Source organism: Treponema brennaborense DSM 12168 (genome assembly GCF_000212415.1).
In the GTDB taxonomy this organism is placed as follows: domain Bacteria; phylum Spirochaetota; class Spirochaetia; order Treponematales; family Treponemataceae; genus Treponema_F; species Treponema_F brennaborense.
Window position 1 is genome coordinate 2,887,989 of record NC_015500.1, and the last position, 17,970, is coordinate 2,905,958.

Annotated in this window: 14 protein-coding genes and 2 tRNA genes; 8 read left to right on the forward strand and 8 right to left on the reverse strand. The window is 34.3% G+C overall.

The features are described from left to right. Position 1 precedes the first annotated feature (1 nt). The 7 genes from TREBR_RS12615 to TREBR_RS12640 all read right to left on the reverse strand — a co-directional run bounded on the left by TREBR_RS12615 (position 2) and on the right by TREBR_RS12640 (position 6,809). Positions 2 to 706 (reverse strand): helix-turn-helix domain-containing protein, encoded by a 705-nt coding sequence (locus TREBR_RS12615; protein WP_013759556.1) that lies wholly within the window; start codon positions 704 to 706, stop codon positions 2 to 4. A gap of 183 nt (positions 707 to 889) precedes the next feature. Then, positions 890 to 1,114, reverse strand: coding sequence for a helix-turn-helix domain-containing protein (locus TREBR_RS14175; RefSeq protein ID WP_013759558.1), 225 nt, complete (start codon positions 1,112 to 1,114; stop codon positions 890 to 892). Positions 1,115 to 1,268: 154 nt separating this feature from the next. Beyond that, positions 1,269 to 2,429, reverse strand: coding sequence for a hypothetical protein (locus TREBR_RS12620; RefSeq protein WP_013759559.1), 1,161 nt, complete (start codon positions 2,427 to 2,429; stop codon positions 1,269 to 1,271). A 233-nt stretch (positions 2,430 to 2,662) separates the two neighbouring features. Then, positions 2,663 to 4,366, reverse strand: coding sequence for an RNA-binding domain-containing protein (locus tag TREBR_RS12625; protein ID WP_245523719.1), 1,704 nt, complete (start codon positions 4,364 to 4,366; stop codon positions 2,663 to 2,665). A gap of 70 nt (positions 4,367 to 4,436) precedes the next feature. After that, on the reverse strand, positions 4,437 to 5,249 hold the full coding sequence (locus tag TREBR_RS12630) for a ParB/RepB/Spo0J family partition protein (protein WP_013759561.1): 813 nt from the start codon (positions 5,247 to 5,249) through the stop codon (positions 4,437 to 4,439). 18 nt (positions 5,250 to 5,267) lie between these two features. After that, positions 5,268 to 6,605: a tyrosine-type recombinase/integrase gene (locus tag TREBR_RS12635; RefSeq protein WP_013759562.1), complete on the reverse strand. Its 1,338-nt coding sequence runs from the start codon at positions 6,603 to 6,605 to the stop codon at positions 5,268 to 5,270. A gap of 131 nt (positions 6,606 to 6,736) precedes the next feature. After that, positions 6,737 to 6,809: transfer RNA gene (locus TREBR_RS12640), tRNA-Met, on the reverse strand. 190 nt (positions 6,810 to 6,999) lie between these two features. Between TREBR_RS12640 and TREBR_RS12645 the strand changes: the two genes are divergently transcribed. The 8 genes from TREBR_RS12645 (at position 7,000) to TREBR_RS12670 (ending at position 17,094) form a co-directional block, all read left to right on the forward strand. After that, positions 7,000 to 7,073: transfer RNA gene (locus TREBR_RS12645), tRNA-Ala, on the forward strand. Between the two features lie 287 nt (positions 7,074 to 7,360). Then, positions 7,361 to 7,843, forward strand: a complete 483-nt coding sequence (locus tag TREBR_RS12650; protein ID WP_013759563.1) for a PWWP domain-containing protein — start codon at positions 7,361 to 7,363, stop codon at positions 7,841 to 7,843. A 4-nt stretch (positions 7,844 to 7,847) separates the two neighbouring features. Further along, on the forward strand, positions 7,848 to 8,216 hold the full coding sequence (locus tag TREBR_RS12655; RefSeq protein ID WP_041610459.1) for a hypothetical protein: 369 nt from the start codon (positions 7,848 to 7,850) through the stop codon (positions 8,214 to 8,216). Continuing rightward, positions 8,210 to 8,482: a site-specific integrase gene (locus TREBR_RS14180; RefSeq protein ID WP_083816492.1), complete on the forward strand. Its 273-nt coding sequence runs from the start codon at positions 8,210 to 8,212 to the stop codon at positions 8,480 to 8,482. Before TREBR_RS12655 ends, TREBR_RS14180 begins: the two co-directional genes overlap by 7 nt. 30 nt (positions 8,483 to 8,512) lie before the next feature. Beyond that, the gene (locus tag TREBR_RS14370) at positions 8,513 to 8,749 is read left to right on the forward strand and encodes a hypothetical protein (RefSeq protein WP_156786674.1); all 237 of its coding nucleotides are present in this window, start codon (positions 8,513 to 8,515) and stop codon (positions 8,747 to 8,749) included. A 134-nt stretch (positions 8,750 to 8,883) separates the two neighbouring features. Then, positions 8,884 to 12,297 carry a helicase-related protein gene (locus TREBR_RS12660; RefSeq protein WP_013759565.1) on the forward strand — a complete coding sequence of 1,138 codons (3,414 nt, stop codon included), beginning with the start codon at positions 8,884 to 8,886 and terminating at the stop codon, positions 12,295 to 12,297. 11 nt (positions 12,298 to 12,308) lie between these two features. Further along, positions 12,309 to 13,718, forward strand: coding sequence for an RNA-binding domain-containing protein (locus TREBR_RS12665; RefSeq protein ID WP_013759566.1), 1,410 nt, complete (start codon positions 12,309 to 12,311; stop codon positions 13,716 to 13,718). Between the two features lies 1 nt (position 13,719). Beyond that, on the forward strand, positions 13,720 to 17,094 hold the full coding sequence (locus TREBR_RS12670; protein ID WP_013759567.1) for an Eco57I restriction-modification methylase domain-containing protein: 3,375 nt from the start codon (positions 13,720 to 13,722) through the stop codon (positions 17,092 to 17,094). Here the strand turns inward: TREBR_RS12670 and TREBR_RS12675 are convergent. Beyond that, a complete protein-coding gene (locus tag TREBR_RS12675) occupies positions 17,091 to 17,969 on the reverse strand; it encodes a TaqI-like C-terminal specificity domain-containing protein (protein WP_013759568.1) in 879 nt (292 codons plus the stop codon). The genes TREBR_RS12670 and TREBR_RS12675 overlap by 4 nt on opposite strands. Between the last annotated feature and the right edge of the window lies 1 nt (position 17,970).

Here is a 17,970-nt window from a genome sequence, read left to right on the forward strand (position 1 = left end):
ATCAGAATGGCAAGTCAGCAAGCATTTCCTCGGTCACTTTATCAGCTCCGCTTTCTTTTATAGAACTAACTTTAGCTTTGTATTTGGCCTGTACTTTACTGAGCCATTTTTTTAATGAATCAAAGTCTGATTTTGGATGTGCATTAACTCTTCGTTTCCAGTTTGAATAATCTACAATGCCTGTTTCAAACTTTTGTTTCCCAAACTCATTAATAAGGCTTTGATATTCCTCTGGACTTAAAAGAACATTAGATATGTCTTTTAAATCTATTACATCTTTAATATTCAACTCTTTATTATTAACTGCGCCATTTTTGACAGGAGGGGTATTGCCATTATTGGCTATACCTTGCTGCCGTTTTTGGCGATACCAGTTCATATATTCAGCCAGAATAGGTTTTGTTGTATCAACTTTTATCTGTCTTTCATCTACTTCTTCTGAGCCTTTTCTTTTTACAATCTTAATTGTGATATAACCTTTCTTTCTTAGGTCATTAACCCATCTCGAAGCAGTTCGTTCTCCAATATGAAAACGTTCCATCAGATGCTTGTTAGAAAACCAACAAAAGCCTTTTTCCAGGGAATTAGATGCTATTTCACCGAATAACAGTTTTTCACCATCTGGAATATTTAAGTCATCAATGATGAAATCTGGCACAATAATAAAGCGTATCTGTTTCTTTCCATTACCGCCTTCTATTTCCATCTGCATCTTCCTTTAAGTGGTGGTCAGATGATTTCGAAAGTGAATCAATGTTTCTGCGACGATGAGTCGTAAGCTCGTAGCTTGTAGGGCGTCCGTCGTGAAATGTAAAAGAAACTTCAACAGTTCCGAATCGTACATTCTCGCGATTAATGTCTTGAAGTAACTGGATCAATACATCTTCGCTCATTTTGCACCTCCCTGAGATGTAACGCGATTTGCCTCAATGTAGCGTTCAAGGTCTCGTCGATGTACGAGCACACGTTTATGTATTACCGTGCGCGGTAATTCTGAATAAGAGATGAGAGAATCCAAAGTGGACAACCCAATTCCTAATATCTGGGCTGTCTCCTGGCGAGTAAAGAGAGTTTTTTCAGGAAACTCTGTAATACAATAACTAGAGGTTTTCATAATTCCTCCGTTGTCATCTTGCTATCTGGCGTGATAGCAAGAATCTGAAGTAGATTAACGGTACCATGTGATATACAATCACATTCGCGATAATCTGAATCTAACGGAGAATTTGGAAAAATAATAAAGGTTTTGAGAAGGTTTTATAGAATTTCTATTTTCTTGATATTTTTAGCTCATTGAGTTTTGGAATAATTGTATTGTTAGAAAGATTTTTATATCCGTTATAAGTTACGGAGTAAGATTCTTTATCATTTAAATCTTTATTCTTTTTCAAACCAAATAGTTCCATGAAATAAGTATTTATCTGATTAAAATGTTTCACTAATTCAAGATTCTTATCATGAATAAATGAACCTGGATAATAGACTCCCCAAGAATCTTTTTTTGTAGCTTGGAGAATATTGTTTTCATATTTCAAAATTCGTGTTTTCAGAAGAATGTAGCAATAGTCTTGAAATTCAGGGCAATTATTTTTTATTGCAACGAAATTTGAGTCCTGTAATAAATCTAAAAATTGTTTTTTTATATCAAATTCGCAATCTTCAAAAAAATAGCATTTAAGTTTTAAATATTCCTCTTTTGTAAGTTTTACAAAATACAGTTTCTGTAAGGTAATAAAATAATCAATTGATTGTATTACCGTTAACTTAAAAAATTCCGGTTTGTCTTTTATTTCGTTTTCAATCTGTTCAAATTCATTTATATGGCAAATTGGGGTATCAATAAAGTCTATGACATTCATAGGCTTTGTATCAGCAATTAATTCACCAAGTGAATTCTTCGCTTTGGGAAGCACTCGTAATGCACTCCATAAACCTCCATAGAGAAGAAATGAAATGCTTGTATTTGCATAAAGAAGACTTTCGGTTTTATGGAAAAGCACATTTCTTTTAAATATTTTAACCACATATTTATACTCTTTTACAAAATCATTCATGACTTCATTGAAAATTGTCTGGAAGTTTTCTTGTATATTATGTGGAAGGGATAAGATTTTTTCTGAAGGAATTAAGCAATCAATAGAAACATATTCTTTCAGTTTTTTAGGACTAGCAAATGCTTTAAAAAATGCTATTTTTCCTTTGATTGTTGGAATGACTATCCATTTATAAACAATCATACATCGAAGATATACATCTACTAATTGAAAAGATTTCCATTTAATATCGTTCTCAAGATTATCATCTAATATGGATTCTTCAATGGATTGTTTATAATCAGAAAATGATAACATTTCATTTTTGATATAATCTCCAGAATTTTGTTCAGCATAAATCAACTGATCATCCTGTCTCTTTCTCAGCCAAATCATTCAGAAACCTCCATACCCCATATTATACACTGCAAAAGTGTCAAACAACGACATTATATAAATTAAATAACATCCGTCATAATTCAGCAAGTTTTTTCTGAAATCTACTGAACGCAACTTTGCGTTTAAAAGATTTCCTTAACTTATCTTCTTTCAATTACTTTAAAAGAAGTTTGATGCTAAATAAAAAAGGCTTTCAAAACTGACAAAGAAGAATTGAAATCCTTTGAAATCTAATCTTTTAGTTTATAATTTGCATACTTTCCTTTTTGGTTAGGAACAAGTTTACCTTCTGCAAGTAACTTCCTAATTTGCAAATAAGCCTGATCGCTTGAAAGCTTTAGTAAATCCATTACATTCTCTTTTGTGATTATTCCATCCTGTTGCTTTGCAAGTTTAATTATAAGTTCAGGATAGCGAACTGCATCTATATCAGTTTGTCGAACATATTTTGCACTTTCGTTATTCTGTTTATAAACTTTCGCACTCAGAATATAAGAACGATTGGTTCCATTCCTGGTTGCTTCTACAAGCCCAGCTTCTACCAGGTTTTCAATTGTAGAGATGGTGCGGGCTTTATTAAGATGAACAACTTCGCTTAGTCTTTCTATCGTCACTCTGCGTTCATTGCGGATTGTAGAGAGAATCAATAATGCGTTTATTGAAAGAGGGCGGTCTCTTCTATTCTGTTCATCAGCAATCATTTTTGTAAACTGCATATCCGGATTAGCTCGTGGTACAAAAAGCTTAACAATTGATGATGTGCTTTCTGAATAATCAGGCCAAGGGCGACCATAAAGAATAGAGCCTTCGAAAATTCTATCGATTCCGCGACCAGTTTTTTCAACCATACCAGTACGTTTTAATACATCCGATAAACAAGGGTTTCTACCATGGGGTTCAACAGAAATAAGGTTTTCTGCATTTACTCCTTCGATAAATCCGCCCTGACTTGAAATCGTCATTCCTTCATTATCAATAAGAACACGAACTTGACCAAGCTGAGTATAATCTCGATGACCAAAAGCATTTAATAAACCTTCACGGAAAGCGGCAAGAGTGAACTCTGGAACAGGAATTCTGAAAAGACCATACTCCATTTCTTTCTCTGGATTCCAGGCTGTAAAGTATGTGGAAAATCTTTCAAAAACTTTGCCTACTGGTTCGTTTGAAGTTTCGTTTATTTTTACATTGGTTCCAGATAAAACTTGAAATGATGCTCTATAAGTTGGCATCAAACGTTTTAAGCTTTCTGTTTTTCCAAGGAAAAGTAATCCTGTTACAGTTGGTATTGTTTTTCCATTTTCTTCTACAACAAAGTGAAGAGCTTTGTAAAAGTTTTCCTTATTCAATTCAAGCAAGGACTTATCACTTCCAGGGTTATTTTTAATAATACTTCTTAGATGCTCGAATTCTAGAATATCTAAATCTTCTTCTGTTGATCCTTCTACTGGCTGTGCAGAAAAATCAAGTAGACTTAATTCTGATAATCGGCTTGGAATTTCGTATGGGAACAAAGGAACTGCTTCTGGAGAACCATCAAATTTTAATCTGCGTCGTAAGGTTTTTCCGCTGGAAGTTGCGGTAACTGTTCTTGCTTTTGGAACTTCTATTTGTAGAACATCTGTCTTTTCTTCAGTTAAAACTTCAGCTCTTGTTGAAATTGACGGAACCGTGCTGTTTGCAATTAAAGCCATTACACCAATAGCATCTTTATGCTGCTTTGTAAGTCCGGTTATTTCACCATCATCTTCAACTCCAACATAAATTATACCGCCTTCGGCATTTGCCATTCCAACTACAGCTTCAATTAATTCAGAGTCTGGTAATCCATTTTTTTCCTTTGTATCTGATTTAAACTCAGTAAAAAGGTCTTCTTTTACAGGTATTGTTCTCATAATATTCCCTTTTAATTCGATTATAATATATTTTAACACGGTTTGTCGAGTTAAAATATAAATCTAACTCGGTTTACCGAGTTAAACCGAGTTAGATCCCGAGTTAGAATTACACAATTCCAAACCTCTGTGAAATACGAACTGCATCTTCCTCTGAAAGATTAAGTTCTCCAAGTTCAAGTTTCGCAATCCGCTTGTCTTTAAGAATCTGACCTTTCTTCCGACCTTTTTCTAGTTCTGATAGAACGAAAAGAACTCCGAGCTTGAAAGAGTCAGAATTGATACCTTTACCAGTGTTGGATACGGTTTCGGTTGGTACTACAACTTCTCCGGCTTTCTTGCGAGCTTCCACCGCCTTAATCATTTCATGTGCCTTATTTATTGAGACAGAACCGTTCTGAATCTTTTCCAGAAGCGAAGCATCAGCTTTCTTTGCAATCTCTCTCATCTTACAAATCTGACGTGCAGATTTATTAAGTTGTCGACCAATTGCTTCATCAGAAGATCCTTGCGCATTAGGATTTGATTTTCTAATTTCATCGAGTTTCAAAAATGCAGCAAAATATTCGCCATCTGTTAGTCGGCGGGAATTAAGCTGCATTTTATATTCGTATTCAATTGTTTCATCTCGCGATTCAAATTTCTTGATAATTACAGGTACTTTCTCAAGTCCAGCTTTTTTTGCTGCCTTGAATCTCGAATGTCCATCAACAATGATATAAGTATCAGTTACAATAATAGGGCGAGATTTATCAAAGCCATTCACCCTCATATCGTTAGCAATTTCGGTTACCTTGTCATTCTCTTGCTGGAAAACATTCTTGAAGTCTCTGTCAAACCGAAGTTGTGAAACTTCCACCATCTTAATCTTTGCATTGTCTTTATCGTTTGCCTTTTTTGTAGAATTTCCAAATAATTTCATATCTTTTTCTCCCTTTTTCTAAGCACTAGCTTTATTCAACTCTTCAAGTTTCTGATTCAGCATGTTGATTGTTTCTTCATCTTCATTCTGTTCGATAAAGACTTTCTTCATAACACTGCGAGCTAGATTAACAACTTTTTCATCTTCAAGATGTGCCGCGTAGTGATTAAGCATTGCTTCTGTCTTATGACCAGAGAGAGCCATAATATATCGCTTGTCCTGAACATAATCCAACATTCTTGAACAGAAGAAATGCCGCCATGAATGAAAACAGATATCTTCAGGATTTTCAAATCCAATATCTTTCAATGCACGTTTCAAATATTTATTGAACTGTTTACTGTCCATTGGCTTGTCTGGAACTGTGCTGTAGAAGATAAATCCATTATCATGAGGATTAAATTCTGCAAGCATTTTGAGCTTCAAATAAAGCTGGTGAGAAATAGGAATTGGAACAGAACGTTCTTCTCCATTTTTACAGCATTTAAGACCGTCATATTTTGACCAACTGCGGCGAACATAAATCTCATCTTCGCCAAGATCATCAACAGTAAGAGCTTGGATTTCTCCGGCTCTCATTCCTGTGTGCATGGCAAGTTCATTTGCGATTTTTGCTTCGTCGTTATCCCAATCAAGTTCCATCAGTTTTGTTGCAGTTTCCATATCAAGAATCTTTCGTTTTTTACTGATATTTGAACATTTAATGATTCCATCAAAACAATTGTTCTGAGTGAGTTCATTGTAATATGCCCATTTGAGTGGAATTGTGATCGTTTCGATAATTGAGTTTACTGTTTTTGGAGCAAGTTTTTGTGCTTCATCACTTGAGAAAAATGCATCAACATCTTTTCTTGTAATTTCTGCAACACATTTTCCTGCAAGACGAGGAATCCAATAAAGGCGAGTTCTGCTTAAAAGGGTAGCGCAATACTGACGATGGATAGACTGCTTCTTTCCAAGCTTCTCTCTGACATATGGAGACTTATCATAATCCCAGAAGTTTTCAAGAAAATCTTCAATCGGAATACTGCCTTTAGAAGTTTTTGGAACAGCAGAGTAGAGATAATTTCTTTCTGTGAGAATTTTGATGATGGTGTTAATATCATCACTGTCAAAATCAGCACTACGCAAATCATTGAACAATCTGATTTTATCGATGCTCTGAACTTTGCTGTCTTTTGAATTAACACGAACAGGAATATTGCCTGTAACAATCCATTGCATAACAGTACGTTCTGCTTCTGTACGGTTTCTGCAACCAGTTGATTTGTTGTTGGAGAGGGTTCCATCTGCAAGACGGATTTGAGCGTAATAAATCCCAGTATGGGCTTTAAAAATTAAATAGGGCTTAGCCATATTCACCTCACTAAGACTGTAACAACTTTACTTAAAGTTGTTACTTAAATTAGTAATTTGAATCACGCTAAGCCCTACTTCATTGGGTTTAGTAGTGTGTTAAACCCTTATAACATAAGAGATTAACTATTTAGCAGGGGTTGGACTTGAACCAACGGCCTCCGGGTTATGAGCCCGACGAGCTGCCATCTGCTCTACCCTGCGTCGTAACGTTCAAGTATATTAACATTCGTTTCATAAAATGTCAAGCGGTTTAGTGAAATAAATATACCAAAAAGTGAAACGAAAGCGATAATATCCGTATGAGCGCAAATCTGCCATCAGACGGCCTTCGCCCGATTTCGGACACTCCGGTTGACATATCCGTCCGTTTTGTATATACTGAAACAGCTTTGGGGGTGTAGCTCATCTGGCTAGAGCGCTTGCATGGCATGCAAGAGGTAAGGGGTTCAAGTCCCCTCATCTCCAAAAAGACCGAACATTCCGTTCGGTCTTTTTTTTCCGTTTTCAGCGTTCCGAAAACGAAACGTATCATATGATACCGTCCGACAGGGCGGTTTTATTTTTTTAGGGGACTTGAACCGGAGCGGCACTGCCGCGCAGGCGGGGCAAAGCCCAAGTCCCCTCATCTCCAATCTTTTAAACACTTATATAATAAAAGTTTAGGGGTTCTTACATAGTTTGTAAGAACCCTCTTAGTTTTCGATGGTGATACTATGGTAATAACCTAGACGATACCAACCGGACAGGTGCGAATGAAATGCATCAAATCTTCAAAAAAATTACCTTTTAGGTTATATCTACGTAAACCTCGTAATGGCTCAAAAGAGTTACCCATTTACTATGTGCAGTTTAGAAGTGTGAACTCCAAACGATACTGGACTTCTGGTAAAAGCACAGGAAAAACAGATAAGACAGAAGCAACTATTATTGCATATAAATGGCTAGCTTCAGAACAAATACCAGACAGAATAAATGCTCAAGTTTCAACTAATCATAGTTTGCAACTACAAACAGTTCTAAATGCATTACGAAATGCACAATTCAATCAAAATGAACTTACTCAAATTATTCATACTCTAGAAACTGTATATGATATAAAAGGCGGAGTTGTTCCAAATACAGCAGCAGCAGTTTTAGTAAATGAGTATATGGTAGACTTTTGGGATAAAGACAAATCAGCTTACTTAAGAGAGAAAGGAATGTCTGGAAAGCCGGTCTATAATAATCACGCTTAATACTATGCGAAATATTGTTAAAAACTTCTGGTTACCCAAGTATGGAAATCATGAAATAGGTAGTTTTACAAAGCAAGAGTTACAAAAATGGTTATGGGACATTAAAGTAACAGATTATGATAAAGGACAAAAGAAACCAAAAGTAGGAAAGCTATCTCACGTCTACGTAAACAGAATTCTAAGAGCAGGATTACAACCGCTTAAATATGCTTATCAAAATCAACTGATTAAAAACGATTGTTTTACAGGTTTTAATTTTCTATCGGACAATCCAAAAAAGAAACAGATATTGACTCTTGAGCAGGCTGAAAAACTCTTAATACCCCATGTCTTAATCCAACTGCAAAACTTGCAAATCAACTTGCTATGCTAACTGGTTTACGTATAGGAGAAATACTAGCTTTTACTCCTAAAGACTTAGGCGTAAATAAAATATACGTGCAACATAGCTTTGCTGTTAGAGACGGTCTTAAGTGTCCTAAAAATGGAGAAACTCGAATTGTTCCAGCACCGTCAGAGTTACTGGAACAACTAAGAAAACAAGGACAAACTAATCCTTATGGTCAAGGTGAAAACGATTTTATCTTTTGGAGTACTACAAATCCAAATAAACCTTTTGACAATAAAACCAGGGGATAGCAACTAAGATTACAGCTAAAAAGTTTACGTATGGAAAATGTTGAATCTATATCTTTTCATTCTTGGGGACACTTTTTTTCCACATATATCGAACCCAAATTGACTCATTCAGAACTTCAAAAAGTTACAGGTCATCCAGATGAAAAAATGCTTGAACATTATACCGATCATGAAACAGAAATTGCTCTTGAGCATGTTGGTTCGGGACCCCATACAGAAAATGATACTTGCGTTAGCTTGTGTCATTTTCAGTGTGGGGTACACTAAAAATATACAACATTTTATAGGGTAATCTTCGCCTACTGGCGACTCTTTTGGGCTGCTTGCAACATTGCGAGAGTCTAGAAACAAATGAATTAGTGAAGTATAGTATAGTAATCTTTTAAAATAGGATTATATAAATGGCATCAAAATTTATTACAAATACAAATGGCGAAAAATCACTTTCTGAACGTATACAGGGACTTACAAAAAGTAGTTCAAAACTTGATTTCCTTGTGGGATATTTCTTCTTCTCTGGTTTTTGTGAAATATATAAAGAAATTGCAGATAAGCCGTTACGTATTTTAATTGGAATGGATGCCGAAGTTGATTTAAATAATTGTATTTACGAATACACAACTGAATTAGGAAATAAGAAAAATACTGATTCAAAACTTACAATTAGAAATAAGTATTTTGAAAGCTTAAAAAAGGCAATTAACAAAGCAGACAATCTAGATACAAAAGAAGTGGAAGACTCTTACAGGCTGTTTGTTGAAAAACTAGATAACGGTACTTTGGAAGTAAAAAAAACAAAAGACCCAAATCATGCAAAAATGTATTTGTTTTACATTCCGGCAGAAAAAACAACATCTGGTGAGGATGAAAGCAAACTGATTATAGGCTCAAGTAATTTTTCTTTGCAAGGATTAAAAGCCCGTAATGAAGTAAATGTTTTTTTACAAGAAGAAGCAGATTTTACAGATGCAAAAAAAATATTTGAAACACTTTGGAATGAAGCTATTCCATTAGTTAATGTAGATAATAAAGATGAGTTTAAAGAAAATGTTTTATCCCACACTTGGCTTGAAGCACTCCCAACTCCATACTTAATGTACATCAGAGTTTTGTATGAATATTTCAAAGTTAGCAAAGATTATATAAAAACACCAAAAGAGCTTACTTCAGACGGCATGACAGAATTTTTTGATGTATCGTATCAAGTTGATGCTATTCGTGACGGTGTAGCAAAAATTAAAAAACACTCTGGGGTTATTGTTGCAGACGTTGTAGGTTTAGGTAAATCAATTATTGCGTCTGCCATTGCTGCAAACTTAGACTGTAAAACTGTAATTGTTTGCCCACCTCATTTAAGAACACAATGGGAAGATTATGCTTCAGATTTTAAGCTACGAGGATGCAAAGTTTACACTGCAGGAAAACTTGAAGAAGCTGTAATGCAAAATAAAAACGCTCAAGACCTTGTTGTAATAATTGATGAAGCTCACCGTTACCGAAATGAAAACACAGTTGATTATGGATTTTTACACCAATTATGTGCAGGTAACAAAGTAATTTTACTTTCTGCAACTCCATTTAATAACTGCCCCGAAGATATTTTTTCCTTAATAAAACTGTTCCAAATTCCAGCTCATCCTACAATTCAAACTGTAAATGATTTAGGAAATCAAATGGAACAACTTGTTATAGAATACAAAAAATTAAAAAAAGACCATCGCAATAAAAAAGCTAATGAAGCTCAGTTTAACAAAGAATCAAATGCATTAGCAGAAAAAATACGCGAAATTCTTGACCCTGTAATTATACGCCGAACTAGAGTTGACCTAGAAAAGCTTGATAAATACAAAAGTGATTTAGACTCACAAAATATTAAATTTTCTGACGTTCAGCCACCTAGCTCGCAAAATTATGAACTTGGCGAGCTATCACCTTTGTACATAAAAACCTTAAATAATTTAACTGGTGCAATGGAAGATACGAGCGACGATGAAGATGACGAAAATGAAGAATCTAAGATAACTTTTAAACAAAAAAACAATTCTCAATTTGGATTTTACGGTGCACGTTACAAACCATTAACGTATCTAAAAAAAGACACAAAAGATAAAAACAAGATTGATAAAAAGCTTATCAACAAATATAAAGTTTATTTTGATGATGTAGAAAACTTTGCTTCTGGTCAACGTAATATGGCAGAGTTTATGAAACAGTTGCTTGTACGCCGTTTTGAAAGTTCAAAGTATAGTTTTATAAAAACGCTTGAGAATATCAATAAATCTATGCTTACTCTAAAACGTTGGTATACAGAACTCCATAGAATTCCTATGATAAAAAAAGTTAAATTACCTGACATTGATGAAATTCTAGAATTACTAGATGACACTACAGATAGCCTTTTTAGCGAAGATGATATTTTGCAATCAACCCTTTCTAAAGAAAATGAAAAGGGTGTTTGGTACATTGATTCAGAAGACCTTTCTCCTGATTTTGAAAAAGAGCTTAATTCAGATATAGCTCTTATTACAAGTTTTATAAACGACTGGAAAGCTACAAAAGAAGATCCAAAACTTAATAGCATTATTAAAACAATTCAATCATCTGTAAAAAAAGAACATAATCGTAAAATCATCATCTTTACAGAGTTTTCAGATACTGCCGATTATTTGCAGGAAATGTTTGCAAAAGAAAAAATCCGCTCAATGATGTATTCCTCTAAAGTTGCAAGTAAAAGCGGCAGAGAAACTATCCGTTACAGTTTTGATGCTGGCTGTCCAGCAAATTTGCAAGTAGACGATTACGATGTACTTATTGCAACAGATGCAATTTCTGAAGGATTCAGTTTGCATAGAGCAGGCACAATTTACAATTATGACATTCCTTATAACCCAACACGTGTAATTCAAAGAGTTGGACGAATTAACCGTGTAAACAAAAAAATGTTTGATAAACTTTATATCTATAACTTTTTCCCTACTGCAACAGGTGAAGAAATAAGCCATACTGCAGAAATTTCTACATTTAAAATGAAGCTGTTTCAAGCAATTCTTGGAGCAGACACAAAGATTCTTACCACTGATGAAACAATTGACGGTTATTTAGGAGCAAAGTTTGCAGAAGCAGAAAATGAAGCAAACTCTATTTCTTGGGACGTTCCATTTAGAAACGAACTAAATACTTTAGAAAAAGAAAAAAGTCCTTTACTCGAAATGGCAAAAGAATTACCACAAAGGTGTCGTCTTGCCCGTAAAAACGTGAACTGCACAAATGCAAAAGAAGATTTATTAAATAAAGAACTTTTTGAAGATATAAAAGAAAAAGGTGTTTTACTTTTTTCTAAAAAAGGTGATTCTTACAGATTCTGCTTTACTTCTCTTGACAGCTCTACAGTTTTAACATCTCCAGAGCAAGCATTAACGCTATTTAGGGCAACAGAAAAAGACGAAGGTACAAAAGTAACAGATGCCTTCTATTCACTTTACGAAAGAGCAAAAGTCGAAAGCGGGCACGTAAAAACGACAAGACAAAAAAGTAAAACTATACAAGAGGCTCTAATTAAGATTAATAGTTTGCTACGTACTGTAACAAATGAAAATCAAAAAGAATACTTGGAAGCCATCCGAAATGTGATTAGTTGGGACAGTATTCCGTCTTTTTACATGAAGAAAATTGCAAAGATGAAAGAAGCTGGAGAAGAAACTATAACAAACTTAAAAACAATTATATCAGATAAATATCTTGAAACAATTTTAGAAAAAGACAACAGAATAGATTCTGAACCAGAAACAATACTTTTATCAGAAGAGTTACAATAAAAGGATAACAAATGGCAGAGTCACAAAATATTGAATATAAAGAATCTTGGCGCGATGAATATCTTAAATGGATTTGTGGTTTTGCAAATGCGCAGGGAGGCAAAATCTATATTGGTATTGATGATAATGGAAAAATAATAGGTGTAAAAGATTCAAAAAAGCTTATAGAAGATATTCCGAATAAAATTCGTGACACGCTTGGAATTGTTGCCGACGTAAATCTGGTAAAAAAAGAAAGCAAAGAATACATTGAAATTTCAGTTTTACAAAGTGCATATCCTGTAAATTACAAAGGTGAATATCACTATAGAAGCGGAAGCACAAAACAGCTTTTACAGGGAACAGCGCTTACTCAATTTTTGCTTTCAAAAACGGGAACAAAATGGGAATCTGTCACAGTAGATAATGTTAAGATAGAAGACCTTGATAAAGAAAGTTTTGATATTTTTAAGCGTGAAGCATTAAAAAGCCAACGCATGACAAAAGCAGACCTTGCAATGACGAATGAAGAGCTTTTAGATAGCCTTCATCTTTTACAAAATGGAAAACTTACACGAGCTGCCGTTTTACTTTTTTACAGAGAACCAGAGCGGTGGTACAAAGGTTGTTATGTAAAGGTTGGATACTTTGGACTTGGTTCAGATTTACAATATCAAGATGAAATACACGGTTCTTTGATGATTTTAGCAGACAGAACAGTAGAACTAATTTACTTAAAATACCTAAAAGCATTTATTACTTACGACGATTTAATTAGAGTTGAAACATATCCAATTCCAAAAGATGCAATGCGTGAAGCTGTTTACAATGCACTCATTCATTCAAATTATGCTGCTGGTTCACCAATTCAAATACGTATACATGAAGACCAAATTTATATTAGCAATGACTGCGTATTCCCTACTGGATGGACAGAAAAAACTTTACTAGGACATCACCGTTCAGAACTGTATAATCCGGACATTGCAAAAACTTTTTTTAGAGCAGGCTACGTAGAATCTTGGGGACGTGGTATTCAAAAAATTTGTGAATTATGCAAAGAAGCCGATGTGCCTGAACCTGAATACATTGTTCATCCATACGACATAATGCTCTGTTTTAAAACAAAAGTAGGCAGAAAGATTATAGAAACAGATGAGAAACTACCTGTAAATGAGCCGCTAAATGAACTTCAAACTACCCAGAAAACTACCCAGAAAACTACCCAGAAAATTACCGATAGTCAGATTAGTATTCTTAATGAAATAATGAATAATCCTCAAATAGGAAGAAAAGAATTAGCACAAAGAATAAGTAGTATTTCTGAGGATGGTGTAAAATACAACCTTAAAGCACTTCAACAGAAAAAAATAATTAAACGAGAAGGTCCTGACAAGGGCGGTTATTGGAAAATAATACAGCAAGAAGACAGAGGAGAATAACATGCAAACATTTGACGTAACAAAAAAATACAACAAGGAAGACTTTACAAACTTTTTAAGCGATTTTTTACCAGACGATTTTGTTCCAAACGAAGAAGAACTGTACGCAGATTTTAAGAACATAAAAACAGGTTTTAGACTTGGTGAATGTAAAAGCCTTGATTTAACAATATTTGAGTTTTCTGTATTAAGTGTTAATGACCCACGCGTAACTTTAACACGTGAAGTTTGTGCTCTAATGAAAAAATATGAATCATACCCAAACGTACTAGCTGTTTTTTATAACACAGAAAATTCTCAATGGCGATTTTCATTAATCACTACAGATTACGAGACAGATAAAGAAGGAAACAATAAACCACTATACTCAAACCCAAAGCGTTTTTCTTTTGCTTTAGGCGAAGGCTGTAAACGTCATACACCAGAGTCTATGCTTTTTGAAAAAGGCACAGTAAAAGCAACAAAAGACAAGGCTGCACTTGATGATTTAAAAAGTAGATTTGCAATAGAAGTTGTTACAAAAGAATTCTACTCTGAACTTTTTGCTTGGTACGAATGGGCGTGTTCTGTTGCAACATATCCTGTTGGAAAAGGCGACAAAGTAGAGCAAGTGGCAAAAAATAACGAAACAAATATTATCCGCTTAATTACAAGACTAATGTTTGTTTGGTTTATAAAGCAAAAGTCTCTTATTCCAGAGTGGGTTTTTAATGAAAGTGAACTTAAAAATGTTTTAGCCGATTTTGACAAAGAGAGCCTAAAAAAAGGCAACTATTACAATGCAGTTTTGCAAAATCTTTTCTTTGCTACATTGAATAAAGCAATTAATGAACGTGAGTTTACCGATAACGATAACGCAGCTAAACACTACGGCATAAAAACACTCTACCGTGATGACACTGAAAAATCATTCTTTAAAGTTGACCATAAGAAGATTGTAGAAATTTTTAAGAGTGTCCCATTTTTAAATGGTGGACTTTTTGAATGTCTAGATAAACTGGAAGACAAACAAATATATAATGATGGTTTTAGCCGTGAAAAAAATAGACGAGCATTTTTACCGAATGCATTGTTTTTTAGGGAAGAAAAAGACGGTCACGAAGGTATTGTTCATATTTTAAACCGATATAATTTTACGGTAGAAGAAAACTCTCCTGTTGATATACAAGTTGCCCTTGACCCTGAACTTTTAGGCAAAGTATTTGAAAATCTTTTAGGAACTTACAATCCAGAAACAAAAGAAACCGCACGTAAAGATTCTGGTTCTTTTTACACACCGCGAGAAATTGTAAACTATATGGTAAAAATCAGTCTTGAAAAATACCTACAGCAAAAAATATCGTCCTTAAAACAAGAGGAAGCAGAATTACTTTTTTCAAGCGACGAAACAAATGCACCTTTTGACGATTCTGAAAAACTAACAAACTGCCTGATGAATGTAAAAGTGTTTGACCCCGCATGCGGTTCTGGAGCTTTTCCTATGGGAATTTTACAGGCTCTTGTTCTTGCTATAAAAAAACTTAACAGCGATAAATATAAAACAAACAAAGATTTATATAATTTAAAACTGCACTTAATAGAAAATTGCATTTATGGCAGCGATATTCAAAGTATTGCGATTCAAATTGCCAAGTTACGCTTTTTTATTTCCCTGATTTGTGAACAAGACAAAACAGAAGACGCAAATAATAATTACGGATTTGACCCTCTGCCAAACCTAGAAACAAAATTTGTAAGCGCAAACAGTTTAATTGGCATAAAAAAAGCAGAAAATCAAGGAAACCTTTTTGAAAACCCTGAAATACAAATCATTAAAGGAAAACTTACTATTATACGGCAAAATCATTTTAAAGCAAAAACTTTGCAAGAAAAAAAGAGTTTGCGTGAAGATGACAAAGCCTTGCGCGAACAATTAATACAGATTTTGCAGGAAGATAAATTTTTTGCACCAGAAGATGCAAGACAAATTGCTAGCTGGAATCCGTATAATCAAAATGATGTAAGCTCCTTTTTTGATACAGAATGGATGTTCGGAATAAAAGACGGCTTTGATATTGTGATTGGAAATCCGCCGTATGTACAGCTGCAAAAAGACGGCGGCAAACTAGCTACGATGTACGAAAACTGCGGATTTAAATCTTTTGCAAAAACCGGTGATATTTACTGCCTGTTCTACGAAAAGGCACATCAGCTTTTAGGACAAAACGGGTACTTGTGTTTTATAACCAGCAACAAATGGATGCGTGCTGGCTACGGTGAAAAACTGCGTGCCTTTTTTGCTTCAAACGTTAACCCGGAAGTTTTAATAGACTTTGCCGGCGTAAAAATTTTTGAAAGCGCAACGGTAGACACAAACATTATGCTCTATTGTAAAGCTAAAAATAAAGGTAAAACTCTAAGCTGTGTTACAAAAGGCTTAACACAAGACGGCAGAGATAAATTGAGCGATTTTGTTCAGCAGAATTCATCAGTTTGCAAATTTGATAATTCTGACAGCTGGGTAATTCTTTCTCCTATAGAACAGAGTATAAAAAGTAAAATTGAAAAAGTTGGTGTACCACTTAAAGATTGGGATATAAATATTTATCGTGGTGTGCTTACAGGATTTAATGATGCTTTTATAATTTCCACTGAAAAACGAAATGAAATATTGGCTAATTGCGAAACAGTGGAAGAGAAGACTCGTACTGCTGATTTAATACGACCGATTTTGCGCGGCAGGGATATTAAGCGATATTCTTATGATTGGAAAGATTTATGGTTGATTTATATTCCTTGGCATTTCCCTCTTCAATCTGATAAATCAATCCAAGGTGCATCAAAGAATGCCGAGCAAGAATTTCAAAGGCAATATCCAGCTGTTTATAATCATTTATTACAGTATAAAAAAGAATTACTTTCAAGAAATAAAGCAGAAACAGGAATCCGTTACGAATGGTATGCAATGCAGCGTTGGGGTGCAAATTATTCGGAGGAATTTAATAAGCCAAAAATTGTGTATCCAAACATGACAAAGTTTTTACCATTTGTTTGGGATTCTAAGCAATTTTTGACTAACCAAAAGTGTTTTATTATTACTGGAAACAACACAGCTTTTTTAACTGCTTTTTTGAATTCATCTTTATTCAAGTATTGTTTTAGAGATTCATTTCCAGAATTACTTGGTGGAACACGTGAACTAAGTAAAATTTTCTTTGATAAAATTCCGGTAATCAAAGTGGATAAAGAAACAGAGACAAAGTTTAAAGCCCTTGTTAATGACATTCAGTCAGATTATACAAAATCAAAAGCAATAGAAATTGATAATATCATTTTTAACTTATACAATCTAACTGATGAAGAAAAATGTGTAATTGGTTACATAGAAGTAAATTAGCTATTTTCTACAAAGTCTATTTCTTCTTCTGTAAGATTATATATATTGTAAACTAATTTATTAATCTCATTTTCATTTTGCGATTCTTTATATTTAGTAAATAATGCATCAGAAATTGTATTAGGAACAGGCAATTGTTCAATAAACATAGGTTTATATTCAAAATAGCCACCATTTCTTGTTACTCCAAGATTTCTGATATAGTAATCTGCAAGCTTTGAATTAAGTATACACAATAAACTCTCACTTGCAGAAACAATCATTGTTGCAGGAGCATTTATCATCATTCCCTTTGGTGCAAAGGAATATGTTGCAGATAAGTTAAGATTCCCCCAAACAATTTTTGGCTTATTAAATTCGTCCCAATAACTTATGCTGTCTTGTGTTTCAAACCATTTGTTATTTGTCTTTTTACGGGCAGTAATTTGTTCGCCTCTTATAATGTACTTTTTGCCAGTCTGTTCAAGACGTTCCATTCCAAAAGTTAGTAAGTATTTTTTTACCGCAGGATATTTTTCAATATCGTAATGCTTAGATGGAAATGTTGCGATTAAATAAAGTTCCGCCCACTCATACCCATAACGCTTAATATCCCTGCCGCGCAAAATCGGTCGTATTAGCTCCTCAGTTCGTTTGTTTTCGTCAGCGGTTTTACAGGCGGCTAAAATCTCGTTACGCGTCTCTTTGCTGATAATAAATGCGTCATTGTAGCCGGTTTTAATGCCGTAATTTATGCTTATATCCCAGTCCTTGAGAGGCGTGCCAACAGCTTCAATTTTACTTTTTATACTCTGTTCTATAGGAGAAAGAATTACCCAGCTGTCAGAATTATCAAATTTGCAAACTGATGAATTCTGCTGAACAAAATCGCTCAAT